Below are 18,541 nucleotides of genomic sequence, written 5' to 3'. Positions count from 1 at the left end.
TTTGTTCAAAGACTTATTGCTTTTACCTAGAAATAAGTTTTGAAATGCTAACTAAACCATAAACCATATTTTAATTATTAAATCAATTTTTATGACTAACTTTTTTGTTGCAAGTCAATCAAAGCTTCTCAAATGCTTTGGTTTTTTGATCTTAATGTTTGTCTTTTCGATTCAGTCGAATGCACAGACAACAGTCACGGGAACAGTCTCAGATGCCAACGGGCCAATTCCTGGTGCTAACGTAAATGTAAAAGGAACAAAGACAGGTGTTAGTACCAGTTTTGATGGTACTTATTCTATCAGTGTTCCTTCTAATGGAGTGCTTATTTTCAGTTTTTTAGGTTTTACAAGCCGTGAAGTAGGGGTTAATGGACAGAAAACCATTAATGTAAAACTAGAAGAAGATTCTAATAATTTAAAAGAAGTAGTAGTTATTGGGTATGGAGCTCAGCGTAAAGAAGCGGTTACAGGATCGGTAGCTTCTATTAAAGGTAGTGAAATACGTGAGGTTCCTTCTGCAAATATTACTCAGTCTATGCAGGGACGTCTTCCGGGTGTTCAAATAACGCAGACTTCAACGAAGCCTGGTGCTGCCATGCAAATTCGTATTCGTGGAACGCGTTCCTTAACAGCAGGAAATGATCCTTTGGTAGTTCTTGATGGTATTCCGTTCTCTGGTACTTTAGCAGATATTAGCCCTGAGGATATCAAAAGTGTCGATATATTAAAAGATGCATCGGCGACAGCTATTTATGGATCGCGAGGCGCAAACGGAGTTATTCTGGTAACAAGTAATAGAGGAACAAAAGGACAAAGAACTTCGATTGCTTATAATACTTATACAGGATATAAAACTGCTGTAAAATATCCAATGATGCAAGGACCTAAATATGTTGAGTTCCGTAAGCTTGCGGGAAAAAACCTTGTAAACGGAATCGATGAAGCTGATGATGTAAATACAGATTGGCAAGATCTTTTTTATAGAACAGCAATCGTAACAAATCACGATATCGCAGTGACAGGAGGAACAGAAAATGGAAATTATAATGTTGGAGTTAATTATTATAAAGACCAAGCAGTTATTCCAGGATCTGAGTTTAATAGATATTCTATCCGTGCGGCTTTAGATCAAGAAATCGGTATTTTTAAAATTGGCTTTTCTTCTAATAATAATTACAGTATAACTGATGGTGCTAGTTTAGGAATGTACGGAGTTTTAAGTATGTCGCCTATTGCAAATCCTTATAACGAAGATGGTTCGTTAAAAAGAACAGTAAGAATGCCTCAAGATGAAAATTGGGTGTACACTAAAGAAAGTATGCGAAATCTGGGAGACAAATGGGCAGATACAAACAAAGCTTTCGGTTCTTACAATTCTATTTATGGGGAACTTAAAATACCAGCAATTGACGGATTAAAAGCTCGCGTGAATCTAGGTGGCAATTATAGAACAAGTAATTCGGGCTCTTACACTGGTATTGGGGTTTTTAATGCTAATCCAGATAATCCAAATGTGGCCTCAATTGGAAATACGCAATCTACAAGCTGGACAGTAGAAACGTTACTTACTTATGATCGTACATTTGCTGAAAAGCATAAAATAAACGCGTTGGCAATGTATTCTTCTGCACAAGATACTTACAACAGCTCATTAATTTCAAGAAGAAATATTGCCGGAGACAGTTTTCAGTATTTTAATTTAGGTCAGACTTCTACAGGTGATAATGATGACATTACTATAAACAATGGTAATCAGACTTACACTCAAAGTGGTTTGATTTCTTATATGGCTCGTGCAATGTATTCTTATGCAGATCGCTATATGATAAGCGCTACAGTGCGTTCAGATGCTTCTTCGCGTCTAGCGCCTTCTAATCAATGGCATACATATCCAGCATTCTCAGCAGGATGGAATATTAGCAAAGAGTCTTTTATGAAGAATGTAAAATGGATCGACGCATTAAAACTTAGAGGAGGATACGGACAGACGTCTAATCAATCAGTGGCGCCTTATGCTACGTTGGGGTATTTAAGCACAAGACCTTATAATTTTGGATCTAATAATGCAACAGGATATTACGTTTCGACTCTTCCAAATCCGAATTTAGGGTGGGAATATTCTATAACATCTAATTTTGGTTTGGATTTCTCTCTTTTTAATAACAGATTATCGGGGACGGCTGAATATTATACGACAGATACGAAAGATCTTTTGTTAAGTGTTAATCTTCCAGTTACTTCTGGGGTTAGTTCTTATGTTGGAAATGTTGGATCAACTCAAAACAAAGGTTGGGAGCTTAGTCTTAATGGGGTAATTCTAGATAATTATAATGGATGGACTTGGGATGCAGGTGTTAATATTTACAGCAACAAAAACAAACTGGTATCTCTGGCTTCAGGAATGACTGAAGATCAAAATAACTGGTGGTTTGTTGGAAAGCCTCTTAATGTGATTTACGATTATAAAAAAATAGGAATATGGCAGACTGATGCGGAAGCAAAACAATACGAAGGGCCAGCAGGTCAAGCGGGTATGATTAGAGTGGCGTATACAGGAGATTATAATCCAGACGGGACACCAAAAAGGTTAATTGGGGCAGATGACAGACAAGTTCTAAATGCAGATCCTGATTTTCAAGGTGGTTTTAATACTAGAGTAGCTTATAAAAATTTTGATATTAGTGTTGTAGGTCTTTTTCAAAGCGGAGGTATCTTAAATAGTACACTTTACGGTTCTAATGGATATTTAAATATTAATGATGGGCGACGCGGACAAATAGATGTAGATTACTGGACACCAGAAAATACAGGAGCACAATTTCCAATGCCAGGTGGTCCTACAGAAAGTAATAATCCGAAATATGGTTCTACTTTAGGTTATTTTGATGGTTCATTTGTTAAGTTAAAAACGATTACTCTTGGATACAGTTTAAACAAGCAATGGATTAAAAGTGCAGGAATGGAAAAACTAAAACTTTACTGTACCATTCAGAATCCGTGGGTAATTTATTCTCCTTATCATAAATTATCTGGACTAGATCCTGAAACGAACTCTTATGCAAATGACGCTTCAAATATGGCAGTTGCCTATTCAGGAAACTTAAGTCGTTTATTAACTGTAGGATATAATACGCCACAGTCGCGCAATCTGATTTTAGGACTTAATATAATTTTTTAAAAAGACAGTAATGAGACATATTAAAGTAAAAAAATATATTGTAACGGCACTTGCTTCAGTTTTTCTAGTAGGGTGTTCAGATAATATTTTGGACGAGAAGCCTAGAGCTATTTTTACTCCAGACTATTTTTCTACTCCAGAAGGGGTAATGGGAGGAATAACATCAATGTACGGCCATTTGAGATATATGTATGGAAGTGGTTATTTTTTAAATACTGGACAAATTGCAACTGATGAGTCAACTTGGGGGCAAAACTCAGATGGAAATGTTAAGAATTTAGACTTCTCAGGAGTTGGTGTAATTAATGCTCAAACTAGTAATACAGGTATTGTGTGGGGAGCTACTTTTCCAAATATTAATACAGCTAGTGGTGTAATTGAGAATGCATCTAAAATTGGAACGATTTCTCCAGCGCTAATCGCAGAAGCAAGATTTTTTAGAGCTTTTGATTATTTTTTGTTGGTACAGACTTTTGGTGGTGTGCCACTGGATTTAGGAGCTGGAGAATTAAAATTTAACTCTTCAACTGTAAGAACTTCTGTGCGTAATACAGTTCCTGAAGTTTACAGTAAAGCAATATTCCCAGATTTAAAACAAGCAGTTGAAGATTTGCCAGTTGCAGGACGTGTAACGGGAGGACTTACTAAAACTGCAGCACGTTTTTATCTTGCTAAAGCGTATTTGACCTTTGCATGGTGGCTTGAAAATCCTAATAATATTCCAACTTATCCCGCAAGCGATCGTAAAGATTTGGACGGACATGATGCGGCTTGGTATTATCAGCAGGCTTACGATGTTGCGGTAGAAGCAATTAATAACCCAGGTCCTTTTGCATTGCTTCCTTCTTTTTATGAAGTTAGCGTAGGTAAAAACGATCGAAATAAAGAGATGCTTTTGTATGCTGATCACACAGAAACTAGCTCTCTTTATAATGGTGGCGATATAGGTTATAGCGGAGGTGGTTTTAGTACTGATTATTTTGCTGGATGGTTTGGGCAATTTAATTATACTGGAGTTAGAAGTTCTTCAAGCAACACTGGTTGGGCCGCGGTAAGTTCTGTGCAGCGTGAAGCAGAGCAACATTTAGGAAGACCTTGGACTATGTTGGCACCTCCTATTGAAGTGTTTAAAAAGACATTTGCCGATAAAACTAATGATTCTCGTTACGATGGTACTTTTACCACAGTTTATCGCGGAAACTGGGCAAAGGCAGGAATTACTGCTCCAGTATTATATAATGCAAATTATCTTCCTATAGCAAATGGTGAGCCAGTTCTGACTTTCTTAAATGAGGATACATCAGGAATTGATTATTCTAACTCAGTATTTAACAGTTCAATTGGAGCGGGAGTATTGCCAGGAAGAGCTGATTTTGTAATTGAACCAAGTGTAATCTCTAGGATATGTTATCCAGGAAACTGGAAATTAGGACCTTATCGTACAGATAATGGAGCAGGTTTAGGATCTCCTAATGGAAGTAGTACGCGTCCGTTTCCAATAGCTAAATTCTCAGAACTGTATTTTGTTGCTGCCGAAGCTGCGGTTAAAGGAGCTTCTGTACAAGGAGGAAAAACAGCAAGAGATTTAATCAATGTTATTCGTGCTCGTGCCGGAAAATGGACTTTTGACAACAACGGAAACAAAGTAAAAACGCAAGATAATAGTGCGGCAATGACTGCAGCAACTCCAATGGTTATTGATATTGATTATATTTTGGCAGAACGTTCAAGAGAATATTTTGGAGAAGGCTACAGATGGTATGATTTAGTGCGTACTCAAAAATGGACAGAATACGGAAATTCATTTTCAATCGCAGGAGCTACTAATCCAAACGATTGGAAAGATCACACTGTTAAGGTGTTTACAAGAACAATTTCTCCACAGAATTACCTTCGTCCAATACCAACAAGCCAACTTGATGGTATGCAAATGTCAGCCGAAGAAAAAGCAGCTTATCAGAATCCTGGCTATTAGCCATTTCACAATAAGGTTAGTTTAAGTTAGTTGAAAAATAGGAGCAAAAGATAAACTTTTGCTCCTATTTAGTTTTTAGAGAACTCTAAGATAGAATTAAACTAGTTTCTGATCTCAGCTAAACAGCTATAAATGCTGTTGAGGTAAAATTGTTTTGAAAAAAATCGCTTGAAAATCAGCTAAAATTTAAATTATATTGGTCTTTTATAAACTGTTACATCATCAACCCACATCATTGCAGTTGAAAATAAATTGATTTTATTTGGGTCAATAAAATTGGAGTCTTTAGATCCAACATTCATATTTAATATAATAGAGTGTGGTCCAAAATTATTGAGATTAAGATTATTGGCACTACCATTAGTATAAGTTGCTACAGTCACATTGTCAACTTTTATGGTTACTGTTACAACATTGTCTTTCATTTTCCAAAAAGATTCATATAAATGCCATCCGCCATTTCCATTGATATCAAAATTGGCAGGATAATTTCTTTCTGCAGAGTTTCCTATAAGATTTGTTCCAGAAGAGGTTCCATAAAAAAGATTCGAAGTAAAACGACTTGCATTAGGAGCAAAAGAATAACCTTCCATAATATCTATTTCTCCTTTAGTTGGCCAGGCATTTCCCTGCACAGACCAAAAGGCAGGCCATGCACCATAAGTTTCAGTAAAAGACTTGTAAGTACTGCCATCCATAGCTATTAGCTTAATATTGGCAGAAAGCATATACTCTGTGTTGTTTTCTGGTTTGTATTGATAATTTGAGGTAATGAACCCAGATTGATATTTGTATGTGCTTAATTTTGTAGTCTTGATCTCTAAACATTGTCTTCCGTCTCTCCATTGTGTGGTTGGTACAGAGCTATAATAATCGCAATACCAAGAATTATAATCTGCACGTTGCTCTTTTGTCCATTGCGACAAATTAGAACCCACATCAAATGTTTCTTCAAATTGTTTGACCCAAGGCGCATCTGCTACTTTGCCTGTGCTGTTTTTTGTAACGGTACTTGCATTTGTATTTTTTGACTGGTCTTTTGCCATCGGACTTGCATCATCTGCGCATGATGCAAATCCTAAACTTAATGCACATGAAACTGTTAATGCAAACAAATTTAATTTTTTCATAATTTAATTTTTTGGTTTATTAATAGTTGAAGTAAATTATTATAGCTTAAAAAAATTAATCTAAACCCTCCAGAAATCCAGTATGTGAACTTTTTATTGCAAAATTTGAATCGTATAATAAAGGCCAATCGTTTCCTGGATGATTGAGTTCTGCACTAAAAGGAATCCACGATTCATTATCCTTCATTCCCCAAATCGTTATAGCGTATTTATTTACTGCTGGAAGTGTATTGTATAGTTGTACAATTTCTTTGTATTTTTCTTTTTGGGCTAGCCTTCTTTCATTTGTAAAAGTTGAAATATCGTTAGATTGATTTACCTGAATATCCAATTCCGAAACATGAATTTTCACGCCTTTTGCTACAGCTTTGTTAAAGTCGGCTTCGATTTGAGCTCTTGTTGGATTTAAATAGTTATTATGCATTTGAAAACCAATACCATCAATGAGATTGCTTGCTTTTAAATCATCGACAATGCTAAAAACTTTATCTTGTTTAAGAACATTTGTTGAAGTTGCATAATCATTATAAAACAAAAGTAAAGAGTTGTCGCCGGCAGCGATTGCTGCATCTCTTGCCCATTGAAAACAGTCTTTTACATAATTGGCACCCATTCGTTGAAGAAAAATTGTATTTCTCATCGTACCTCCATTATCATCTACAGCTTCATTTACGACATCCCAAGATTTTATTTTTCCTGCATAATGCGTAACTACATCTGTAATGTACTTTTTAACTTCTGCTTTAAATTCAGCATCAGTCCCAGAGAAATCTTTTAACCATTGCGGTACCGAATTATGCCATACCAAAGCATGACCGTGAACATTGATGTCATTAGAATTTCCGTAAGCAACAATTTTATCAGCAACAGTCCAGTTGTAAACACCGCTTGAAACAGAAATTTGATCCATTTTCATTTCATATTCGGCAGATATACTGCTAAATTCATTTTTCAATATAACATCATAAGGACTTCCGTTTGTTAATTGCGAAGCTTTAACTGCCATACCTACAAAAAACGGATTTGCCAATTTATTGGCTTTTACCTTTAAAAATGTTGGATCCTCAGGAATGTTGCTAGAACCCGTAGTTACAACACTAATAATATTTGAATAGCCAGAAATCTCTGTTTCATTTTTTGCTCTAACTCGGTAATAATATTGTGTGCCTCCATTTAAACCTGAAACAACTTCATTTAAATCGATAATTTCTTTTGCATTGTAATTTGGGACAAAAGTGGAGAAATTCTCATTGGTAGAAACATCTAGAAGATAACTTTTTGCGTGGGAAACGTAATTCCATTTTGCTCTAAAACCTTCGTCATTCACGTCTTTTGGAGCATTTGCAATAGGCGCTTCTAAAGCATTAACGGCGACATTGTCATCTTTTGAACAAGAGTTCAAAAAAAAGAAAAGACAGGCCAGCATTAGTAAAAATTTAATTTTCATACTGTATTGTTATTATAGGTATTCTAGTTATTGGTAATACCCTTGTTTATAATTTTTGTATCATTTTAGAGCTTATTTTATAAAAGAGGCCGATTTATCACGACCTCTTTTATTTATGCCTAAAAGTCTCTTTATTGGTAGCGAATTTTAATATTGTCGAATTTTATTACACTTGGATTTGGCGTATCTCCTTGAGCAATACCGACTTTAATTTCATTAATTTTAGAAGGATCTAACGTTGCCGCCGAATTTGAACCAAATCCGTAATTATCTTTAAAATCGCTTAATAATATTGTTTTGGTGGTCCAGTTTACATCGGTCACTTTAAAATTATAGCCATAATTTACGCCATCAATAGTATTTAGCTGAATAGCAAATTGAGCACCTACAACATTTGCGCTTACATCAATGTCTATAAATGTTTTTAGGGCATCATTGTTTGAAGAGCTTAGGAAACTAGCTCCACCGCCAGCACTACTTCCGTTATAACCATTTGCAGTTGAACCAGACCATGCTAATGTTGCATAACTTCCTGTTGGGCCACCAGTGGTATTGGCATTAAAACTATCGATATCACCATAAGCACTCCAATCTTCTCTGGAACCGTTTCCGTCAAAATCAGACACAAGAACTACAGTTGCAAAATTGATTGTTTTTTTTGCAGAACCACCAGGAGTAGTAACGACCAGCTCTGATCCTGAAATTGCGTCTGAAGGTAAACCGATGATAATTGAAGATGACGATTTTAACGTATAACTAAGTGTTTTTCCGCCCAAAGTGATGGAAGAAACATTGTAAAACCATGTTCCTTCAATTTCTAATGGAAACCCAGGAGTTGCTACCTCTGGAATTGTTTTTGTTATGGTAGGAATAGGTTGTAAAATCTCTATGTTTTTGGTAACCGATCCTGTTCCTGTTACAAACGTAATAGGCTGTACACCAAATCGACTTCCTAGTTTTTCGTCAAAAGGAACAGTAAAAATAAAAGCTTGATCTGAATTATAGTTTGGATTAAAACTGATGTTAATTTTATTGTCCAACGTAATTTTTTTTAATCCTTTTAAACCTTCACCTTCAACTCTGACCTTGTTTAATGGAAAGGCCTGATTAAGCAAATCGCCAGGTTCGGCAACCATTGCATCAACGCTTGCAGTAGGTGCATCATCATTTTGGCAAGCAGCAAAAGAAACCAGTGCTAGAAGAATTATAATTCTATATGTTATTTTCTTGATCATAGTAAATGTTAGTTAAAGTTAAAAGGAACAGGAGGCTCTAATAACGATGGATTAGTATCAATAGCAGTTTGCGGTAAAGGCAATTCAAAGTAGTTGCTTCCAGGAGTTATTTTTCTTGAAATCAATACTGTTCTGTCATCATCAGAATAAAATCCAACTTCTTGTTGTGAAATAATAGCTGTTGCTTCCGCTAGACCACGGCGTTTTAAATCAAAGAAATATTGTCCTTCAAGTGCAAATTCAATTCTTCTTTCGTTAAATAAATCATCTCTTGTAAGAACTGTTTTAGCTGGTAATCCCGCTCTGGCTCTCACTTCATTAAAAGAGTCTAAAGCAGCTGCAGAAGTAGTTGAACTGGCTCCTGCCAAAATAGCCTCAGAATTCATTAGTAAAACGTCAGAATACCTTAGTATGATTGTGTTTTGCGAAGTTCTCATAAAAAACACATCGTTTCTTTCGGCAGCAGATCCTACAATATACTTTCTGAAATTAGCCGCAGTCGATGAGTATATTTTTTTATATCTAAAACCGCCTTGATTTTTTAACAATTCAGGATAAAAGTCACCATCTGTCATGATTGTGCTCTTTTTTCTAGTGTCATTTGGCTCAAAACCGCTTTGCAATGAAATAGAAGGCAGATAAACTCCCCAACCGTCACCACCGCCAGTTATTCCAGTACCACCAGGAACTATATACGCTTGATTTGTATTTTGCGTTCCCCATTCGGTAGCAACTGCCTTCCATTGCAGCGCAAACATACTTTCGGCGCTATTATTATTTTCTGGACTGCTAAATAAGTTTCCGTACTCTTGAATTAAAGTGTATTGATTTCCGATAATTTTCTGAGTTAGAGTTGCACATTCTGCATATTCATTTAATGTCAAATGCACTTTTGCAAGAATTCCCATAGCAGCAAATTTGGTAACATATCCTTTTTTTACCGAAGTTGCTGGTAAATTTTCGATCGCATATTCTAAATCTTGTTTTATGAATTTGTAAACATCTGTAACAAGATTTCTTTTTGGTTGCGCAGCTGATCCTGCTTTGTTGATAATAGGCACAGCTCCAAAGCTTCTTACCAGATAGAAATAAGCATTGGCTCTCATAAACCTTGATATTGCTATGGCATTTTTATAAGATGCTTCTGGGAGCTCGCTTTTTCTGTCTTCAACCAAACTCATTAAATTATTAGATTGATCAATAACCGAAAACAAAGAAGTATATCCTTCTGTCAGGATTGGATTCTGCGAAGTTACCTGAGCGTCTTTAAATTGTGCATATGCACCATCAAATGTAAATGCGTTGCCAGCGTACATATCGCCAACTGCAATTAAGAATTTATCATTAAAAGTAAACCAAGGTTTAAAATACAAACTCTCGGCAATTCCATCAAAAGCGGTAATTCCTTCGGGTAAATCGCCAGGTGTCAATTGATTTTCAGATGGAGCATCCAAAAAATCATCAGAACAGGAAAATAAAGACAGCAATGGTATTACCATTCCAATCATAAAAAGTTTAAAAAGTTTTTTCATAACTATTATTTTTATTTTAACGACTATGAATCATTAAGTTAATTGTGTTTTTGTCGATTTTAAAACTCTAGATTTAGACCCATAGATGTTATTCTCGGTACTGGGTATCTTCCTAGATCAATACCGCTAAGGGTTATATTTTGATCTAAATTTCCTAAAGCAGGATCAAAACCAGAGTATTTTGTCCATGTGTATAAGTTTTGGACATTGACATACAATCTAACTTTAGATATAATAGACTTTTCGAAGATTTTGCTTGGTAAATCGTAGCTCAAAGAAACATTCTGAATTCTTAAATAAGAACCATCTTCAACAAATCTATTCGAGATTCTTCCATTCCCATTTGGGTCATTAAGCGTAATTCTAGGTTCATTCGTATTTTCATTAACTCCCGGTTCAAAAGCATTTAAAGCTCTTGTGCTCACATTTGCAAATCGATCTCCAAATCCAGGATAGATACCATCTGTATAATGACGAGTAAAGTTGTAGATTTCATTGCCTTGGCTTCCCGTTAAAGCAATTGATAAACTGATGTTTTTGTATTTAAAGTTATTGGTAAATGAATAAGTGAAATCAGGTATTGCGCTTCCTATAGAAGTTTGATCTTTAGCATCAATTTTCCCATCATTATTAAGATCTTTAAAACGAATATCACCAATTCCTGTTCCTGTTTCCTGAATTGGACCTGCTGCTAATTCTGCTGCATTTTTAAATATTCCATCTGTAACATATCCATAGAATTGACCAACTGGCTGGCCTTCTGTAGTTCTAGTTACGGTATACAAGTCGAATTGAACTTTACCCAATAAAGATTTACCTGCCCCTTGAAAACTGGTAAGTTCATTATTGTATTTTGAGAAAATAATAGTACTATCCCAAGTAAAATTATCTGTAACAATGTTTCTAGTGTTTAAGGTAAGTTCGACCCCTTTAGTTTGAATTTCACCCGTATTCAAATAATAATTTAATGCACTTTGATTTGACTCATCATTGATTTGCTTAGTAAGGAAATTAGAAGAATGTTTTACATAGTAATCAAAGTCTAATTTTACTCTATTGCTAAGCATTCCTAGTTCAAAACCAACGTTAAAAGACTTAAGAGATTCCCATTTAATATCTGGATTTCCTAAATTATCAATTGTTGGAGACACGCCTCCGAAAGGAGATGCAGTCAATGAAAGAATGGTTTGGTATCTGTTTGCAGGAATATTTTGATTTCCTACCGAACCATAACCACCTCTAAATTTTAGATAATTGACTGTATTAGATAAAGGTTCAAAAAAGCTTTCGTTACTAACAGTCCAACCTGCAGCAAATGATGGAAAATATCCCCATTTATTATTAGGTCCAAAGTTAGAAGAAGCATCGGCTCTTAAAGAAGCCGAAAAAGAATAGCGATTAGAAAAACTATAATTTAATCTCGAAATGTATGAGGTCATCGACCATCTTCCAGAACCATTTCCATTAACGGCGGTATCTATATCGCCTATGTTTAAGTTGGTAAAATCTTTGCTAAGGAAATCGCCCGATCTGTAACCGCTTAAATATTCGTATTGGCTTTCTTGTGCTTCCTGACCTAGTAAGAAAGTGAAATTATGTTTTTCGCTAAATGTTTTATTGTATGTCAAATAATTTTTTAAACTCCAGTAGAAACTTTGATCCTGCTGTTTAAAAGATTTATTTAATAGCTCAGATACATTTCCTAAAGTGTAGGCAGGGGCAAAAGAGCTGCTCTTTGCAAAATTTAAATCATATCCCAATTCTGTTCTAAAAACCAATCCTTTAGCAAGAGTGAAATCGGCAAAGACATTTCCATTAATTTTGTATCGGTCTGCTTTTGCGTTATTGTATTCTGATAATGCAATTGGGTTGGTTGCCTCATTTGCAGAAGAACCTAAACCGCTTGTTGGGCCGGCATAAGAACCATCGGCATATCTAACAGGTAATTCTGGAGACTGTCTTAATGTATTCATTACTAAACCACCTCTGTCATCGTTTCGAACTACTTGTTGAGATGATCTGCTTATTGACATATTGTTGCCAATTTTAAGCCATGATTTTACATTTGAATCCACATTTAATCTCATAGACATTCTATTGAAATCTGAATTCATCACAATTCCTTCCTGATCAAAATAATTCAAAGAAGTATAATATCTTGTTCCGTCTTTTTCGCCTGAAAATGATATTTGATGATTGTACATAGTGGCAGTTCTAAAAAGTTCGTCCTGCCAGTTTGTTCCATTGCCTAATAAATTTGGTTTTTGATATTGATAAGGAACTGGTTCTCCATTTAGTTTGAAGATTTTAGTCTGATAAGCGGCATATTGAGGCAAGTTTAAAACATCAACTGAATTTGCCACTTGCTGAGTACCTAAATACGTTTCATAGGTAAAAGCCGACTTTCCCTTTTTTCCTTTTTTAGTTGTAATCAAAACGACACCATTCGCACCATTTGCACCATATATTGCCGTTGATGAAGCATCTTTTAGGATATCAATAGTTTCGATATCCGAAATATTTAATCCAGATAAAGCCGAGTTTTTAGTCTGCCCATTTCCTCCGCCTAATGCACTAAATGCAAATGAGTCGTTGTTTTTGTCTGCAAAAACAGGTGTTCCGTCAATTACATATAAAGGTTCATTTCCATTAATAGAGGTAATTCCCCTAATTTGTACCGAAATTCCTCCTCCTGGAGTTCCAGAATTTTGAGTAACATTTACACCTGCCGCTTTACCTACAAGAGCTTGATCGATGGAAATAAAAGGTTTGTCTTGAATTTCAGATGCTTTGATGGAAGAAATAGCACCATTTACATCTTTTCTTTTTGAAGTTCCGTAGCCAATAACCACGACTTCATTTAATTTCTCAAGGTCATTAACCATGTTGACTACCATCACTGATTTTGTATCTGCTTGAAGGGATACAGTTTTGTAACCTATGTAGCTAAAAATCAATGTGCTTTTCGGATCTACATTGTTTAAAATAAATCCTCCGTCAAAATCAGTGGTTGTAGCATTTTTTGTTCCTTGTACTGCTACACCAACACCGGGTAGGCCAAGACCTCCTGATGTTACTTTTCCTTTAACAGTTTGCGCAAAGAAAAAGTTTCCCCACATACATACTATTAAACATAATAGTTTTTTTAATGTTTTTTTCTGCATAAAAATTGGTCGATTAAGTTAGTTTGTTTTTACTTGTAAAATATTTAATAGAAGAGACTTTTACATGTTCAAAAGTGAAGCTATAAGAAGATTCTCTTTTTCTTAAAAATTTCTTAACGAAAGTAAAATGTAGTGTGCTGCTATTGTAGAACGCATGAAGCATATTGTGCAACAAATGATGCAAAAAATGGGGATTAAGGGCTGTTATTGCTGAAAAGAAACAATTATGATATAAAACAGGCGATAAAGTATTGCTGAAAAAACTGCTAAAAAAATACCTTTTGTATAAAAAAGAAGCAGTAATATTTTAGATATATTAGATTTTGCTCTCAAATAACAGAAAAGATTTTTGAGGAAATTGACTTACAAAAAAGAGCTTCGATTATGGTATCGAAGCTCTTTTTTAGGCCATTCTCTATTTTAAAGAGATATTTTTAATGTTTGTTTTTTTGTTCTTTTTCTTGTGTGGGCAAATGTCCGTATTTAATCTTATAACATTTGGTGAAATAGGAGGGAGATGTAAATCCAACTTTATAGCTAATTTCATTAATATTATTATTTCCTTTTTCTATCAATTGTTTTGCCTTTTCTAATCGTACATTTCTAATAAATTCATTTACCGAAACGCCTGTTAAGGTCTTTATCTTTCGATACAGCTGACTTCTGCTTAGGAAAATTTTAGATGATAGCAATTCCACGCTTAATTCTGGTTCGCTGATGTTTTCGTTTATAAAATGCAGAATTTTTTGAATGAAATCATTATCAAGAGAAGTTGTTTTTTCTTTACCATCTTTTGTGATTCCGCTATAAAATTTCTTAAACATGATTTGTCTGCTCGTAATAAGCTGTGCTAGGCTAGATTTTAAGATGTCTAACTCAAATGGTTTACTGAGATAAATATCAGCACCTGAATCTATACCTTCTAATCGGTCTTTTACCATTGCTTTTGCCGAAAGCATTAATAATGGAATGTGGCTTGTTTTTAAATCGCCTTTTATTTTTTTACACATCTGCAGTCCGTCCATTACGGGCATTATAACATCTGTAATAATTAAATCTGGTAATTTCAGAACAGCAAGTTCGTAGCCTTTTTGACCATTTTCGGCGACAATAACTTTATACAATTTGCTTAGTTCCTGTTTTAAGTAGTTTCTCAATTCAGGATTATCTTCAACGATTAAAACAGTATATGGTTTTACAGTTTCAGCAACATTTTCAGTTTGGTCTACATAATCATCTTGGTCGGTAGATTCAGATAGAAATTTAGTTTTAGTTTCTTCTATTTTTTTTGTTTTGTCCCCTTCAATTATTTCACTTTTCTTATACATAGATTTGCCTAAAGGAAAGGTTAATGTAAATTTTGTGCCTTGTCCTACCTGACTATCAACATCAATTCTTCCTTTGTGAAGTTCCACAAATTCCTTTACAACCTCTAAACCAATTCCCGTACTTCCATAATAATCTTTATTTACATTATTGACCTGATAAAACCTGTCAAATATTCTTTTCAGATCTTTTTTGCGAATACCCGAACCTGTATCAGTAATCGTTATTGAAAAAGAAGGAACGATATTTCCATCAATTAGCAATAGATTATCGCTTTCTGATTTTGCTATAGAAATAGTGATTGAGCCATTATCGGGAGTAAATTTAAAAGCATTTGAAATAATGTTGAACAGTATTTTTTCGAGCATTTTAGGATCTAACCAGTCCTCAAGCTCATCAAATTCAGACTCAAAATTAATAGTAATATTTCGTGAGGCGGCTTCCTCATCAAAATAACCTCTAATTCCCTGTGTAAAGGCTACGACTTCAATTTTTCTGGCTTGAAGAAAAATTCTGTTGAATTCTAACTTATTAAAGTCCATAAGCTCATTGATAAGTCTGGAAAGCCTATCTGAACTTTTATGAACAATTTTTAATTTGTTATGTATTTCAGGAGATAAATTTTTACTTTTTAGAATATCTTCTAAAGGGTTGATAATTAGTGTTAATGGTGTTCTGAATTCATGCGAAATATTTGTGAAAAATTGCAGTTTATTATTGTTTAATTTCTCTGACTGAATATTTTTTTCTTTTTCTAAAATTATAGCCTGTTTTGCTTTAAAACGATTTTGATATATTTTATTAAGGTATATAGTTAGAAAAACCAGTATTGAAGTGTACAGTAAATAGGCCCAAATAGTTTTCCACCACGGCGGCAAGACTTTTATTTTTAATTCTAAAGGAACAGTATTCCACGAACCATCGGCATTTGCAGATTTTACTTTAAAAACATAATTACCTGGTGGCAAATTTGTATAAGTTGCGGCTCTGTTGTTTCCTACATAATTCCAATCTTTTTCAAAGCCTTGCAAATAATAAGCATATTGGTTTTTCTTAGAATAATTATAGTTAATTCCAACATATTCAATCGTAAAAACAGATTGCGTATGATTAAGAATGATTTCTTTACTCTGACCAATTACTTTGGTTAATGGAGAAGCATCTTCATTAGGTTTTACAGATTTATTGAATAATTTAAAATCGCTGAAATACAATTTTGGAGCTTTCTCTACTTTTTTGATCTCGCTAGGATTAAAATAATTTACTCCCTCATAACTTCCAAAATACAGTTCTCCATTTCCATCTTTAAAGACCGCATTGTTGTTGAAATCATTATCAATAAGACCGTCATCTTTAGTAAAGCTGGTACTTTTTTTGTTTTTTAAATCAAGTTTTGTTAATCCTAATCCGCCGCTAATCCATAAATAGCCATTGTTGTCGGCTATTATGGCGCGAACAGATTTTTCTTTAAAACCTGGAAAATTATTATAGTTTGAAAATGTTCTATCTTTTTTATTATAGCTAAATAATCCTTCGCCGTCTGTTCCAATCCATATTGTTTTATCGTTAGACTCGTAGATTGATAAAATAGTTTGGATGCTGTTATATTTCGTTTTGTCGTCGAACATGGCATCGCGCATTTTGGTAACTTTAAAACCAGAATCGTCTTTTAAACTTACCTGATATAAGCCCAAGATTGTTCCAACCCACAAAACATTATCAGAATCTACAAAAACTTTACGGATAAAAGCATTGTCCAAAGCGTGTTCTGTAAATGATTTTGTGTTGCAATGAACAAATGTATTGTTCTTATTGTCAAAATAATGCAGTCCTTTTATGAAAGTTCCTATCCAGATTCTGCCCTTCAAATCCTCCGAAAAACTAAAAATTCTATTCGATTTTAATCCTTCAGTATTGGCAGTATTATAATTTATGAATCGAGTAGTGCCATTTTTTAAAAAGTAGATTCCGCGATCCCAACTTCCTATCCAAATATTTTGCTTACTGTCTATGAATATGGTTTGAATATCAGCAGCGTCTAAACCAGAATAATAACTTTGGCTGTTTTTATTTACATGAATGAAACTTTTATTGGTAAGATTATAAATGTCGAGACCGCCTCCTTCGTTACTGATTAACAGATCTCCTTTCTTGTCTTTTACAATTGAAGTGACATAGCTTGTCTGCAAAGAATTTTCGTTGTTGACTAGCGATTCAAGAGAATTAAATTTGTTATTTGGTTTGTCAAATACGCCAAGTCCTTTATTAAAATAGCCTAACCAGAGTCGCTTTTCTTTATCCTCATACAATGACCAGACAGAATTAGATTTTAAGCTAGAGTCATTATACTTGCTGTGCAAATACTTCTGGATTACTTGGCCTTTATAGTTTACAATCAATAATCCATCATTTTCAGTACCACAAATTATATAATCTTGGCTGCTTTCTATAATTGATAAGATTTTGTTTTTGGTTATAAAATAATTTTCAAATTGGTAATTATCAGTTTCTGGCTTAATTTTAATCAGACCATGTTCAGTAGTTCCCAGCCATATATATCCTAATTTATCTATAGCAAGATTTTCTATATCGTCCAATAAAGGTTCTCTTTTAAACTTGTCTTTATAAACCTGTTTAAGTTTGCCGTTTAAATCAAGTTCTAAGAGGCCATAACTTGTTCCTAAATAGATAATTCCTTGCTTATTTTTTACCGAAGATTTTATTAGGAAATTAAATTTATCCAACACCTTTGACGGAATCAAAGTAGTTTTTAAAGTTTTTATGTTAAGTTTAAATAATCCAAAGCCATAAGTGCCCAAGATTAAGTTACCATTGTTATCTTGATTAATTGTCTTTACAGTAATGGGTTCATCATATCCTTTTCTGATTACATCCTCAATATTGATTTTGGTAAAATTATCTAAATCTCTGTTATATAAGCATAAACCGTCATCAGTACCAACCCATAAGTTATTGTCAGAATCAACAAAAGTGGAATAGATAAAGTTACTGTTTATTGAGCCCGAATTTTTATTGTATTCATATCCAAAATAATTCACCCCGTCATATCGATACAAACCAGTGCCATTTGTGCCTATCCAGATAAAACCATTTTTATCTTGAATAATGGAAGAAATAGCTCTTTTTGAAGTAGTTTCCTGTATGCTTCTAAATTGATAGTTATCAAATTTATCTTGAGAAAATAGGCAATTCAAACCTATAAAGTAGCATACAAGAATATATTTAATATTTTTCATTTAATAGTAGTATTGATCAATCCTCGCCGAAAACCCGTCTTTATTTTTTAAGTGTAATTAACAATATTAATAAAACTAAACAAAAAATATACTTTTAATTGTGAAATTTGTCATATTGTCAAAAACCTGAGTATGATTAATTAATAATCTCACTCAGGTTATTAGATTGCTTAAAACAACATATTTTATACAAATAGATATAGTGCTTTTTCGAATTAATTTAGTTCAAATTTTTCAGTAAGACCTTTATCAGAACTTCCTCCAACCATGATTTTAAAAGTTCCCGGTTCTACCAGA

Annotated in this window: 8 protein-coding genes; 2 read left to right on the top strand and 6 right to left on the bottom strand. The window is 34.1% G+C overall.

The window, feature by feature from the left end; translation table 11 throughout:
- Positions 1-91: 91 nt before the first annotated feature.
- Positions 92-3,178 carry a TonB-dependent receptor gene (locus JC605_RS10840; protein WP_198856205.1) on the top strand — a complete coding sequence of 1,029 codons (3,087 nt, stop codon included), beginning with the start codon at positions 92-94 and terminating at the stop codon, positions 3,176-3,178.
- A 10-nt stretch (positions 3,179-3,188) separates the two neighbouring features.
- On the top strand, positions 3,189-5,153 hold the full coding sequence (locus tag JC605_RS10835) for a RagB/SusD family nutrient uptake outer membrane protein (RefSeq protein ID WP_198856204.1): 1,965 nt from the start codon (positions 3,189-3,191) through the stop codon (positions 5,151-5,153).
- Between the two features lie 191 nt (positions 5,154-5,344).
- Here the strand turns inward: JC605_RS10835 and JC605_RS10830 are convergent, their stop codons facing one another.
- From JC605_RS10830 to JC605_RS10805, 6 genes are all read right to left on the bottom strand, one after another.
- Entirely contained in the window at positions 5,345-6,283 is a 939-nt protein-coding gene (locus tag JC605_RS10830; RefSeq protein ID WP_198856203.1) for a glycoside hydrolase, read from the bottom strand.
- Between the two features lie 55 nt (positions 6,284-6,338).
- Entirely contained in the window at positions 6,339-7,730 is a 1,392-nt protein-coding gene (locus JC605_RS10825) for an endo-1,4-beta-xylanase (RefSeq protein ID WP_198856202.1), read from the bottom strand.
- Between the two features lie 131 nt (positions 7,731-7,861).
- A complete protein-coding gene (locus JC605_RS10820; RefSeq protein WP_198856201.1) occupies positions 7,862-8,965 on the bottom strand; it encodes a hypothetical protein in 1,104 nt (367 codons plus the stop codon).
- Between the two features lie 8 nt (positions 8,966-8,973).
- Positions 8,974-10,497: a RagB/SusD family nutrient uptake outer membrane protein gene (locus JC605_RS10815; protein ID WP_198856200.1), complete on the bottom strand. Its 1,524-nt coding sequence runs from the start codon at positions 10,495-10,497 to the stop codon at positions 8,974-8,976.
- Positions 10,498-10,556: 59 nt separating this feature from the next.
- Positions 10,557-13,661: a TonB-dependent receptor gene (locus JC605_RS10810; RefSeq protein ID WP_198856199.1), complete on the bottom strand. Its 3,105-nt coding sequence runs from the start codon at positions 13,659-13,661 to the stop codon at positions 10,557-10,559.
- Between the two features lie 434 nt (positions 13,662-14,095).
- The gene (locus tag JC605_RS10805) at positions 14,096-18,244 is read right to left on the bottom strand and encodes a two-component regulator propeller domain-containing protein (RefSeq protein ID WP_198856198.1); all 4,149 of its coding nucleotides are present in this window, start codon (positions 18,242-18,244) and stop codon (positions 14,096-14,098) included.
- Positions 18,245-18,541 lie beyond the last annotated feature (297 nt).

This window comes from Flavobacterium sp. IB48 (assembly GCF_016405855.1).
GTDB classification, from domain to species: Bacteria; Bacteroidota; Bacteroidia; order Flavobacteriales; family Flavobacteriaceae; genus Flavobacterium; species Flavobacterium ginsengisoli.
The sequence above is the reverse complement of the archived record's forward strand: the minus strand, read 5'-3'. Positions and strand labels throughout refer to the sequence as shown.

What these genes read in the sequence shown, in the direction of transcription:
- JC605_RS10840 (WP_198856205.1), top strand. Translation starts at nt 92, where the DNA reads ATGACTAACTTTTTTGTTGCAAGTCAATCAAAGCTTCTCAAATGCTTT.
- JC605_RS10835 (WP_198856204.1), top strand. Translation starts at nt 3,189, where the DNA reads ATGAGACATATTAAAGTAAAAAAATATATTGTAACGGCACTTGCTTCA.
- JC605_RS10830 (WP_198856203.1), bottom strand. Translation starts at nt 6,283, where the DNA reads ATGAAAAAATTAAATTTGTTTGCATTAACAGTTTCATGTGCATTAAGT.
- JC605_RS10825 (WP_198856202.1), bottom strand. Translation starts at nt 7,730, where the DNA reads ATGAAAATTAAATTTTTACTAATGCTGGCCTGTCTTTTCTTTTTTTTG.
- JC605_RS10820 (WP_198856201.1), bottom strand. Translation starts at nt 8,965, where the DNA reads ATGATCAAGAAAATAACATATAGAATTATAATTCTTCTAGCACTGGTT.
- JC605_RS10815 (WP_198856200.1), bottom strand. Translation starts at nt 10,497, where the DNA reads ATGAAAAAACTTTTTAAACTTTTTATGATTGGAATGGTAATACCATTG.
- JC605_RS10810 (WP_198856199.1), bottom strand. Translation starts at nt 13,661, where the DNA reads ATGCAGAAAAAAACATTAAAAAAACTATTATGTTTAATAGTATGTATG.
- JC605_RS10805 (WP_198856198.1), bottom strand. Translation starts at nt 18,244, where the DNA reads ATGAAAAATATTAAATATATTCTTGTATGCTACTTTATAGGTTTGAAT.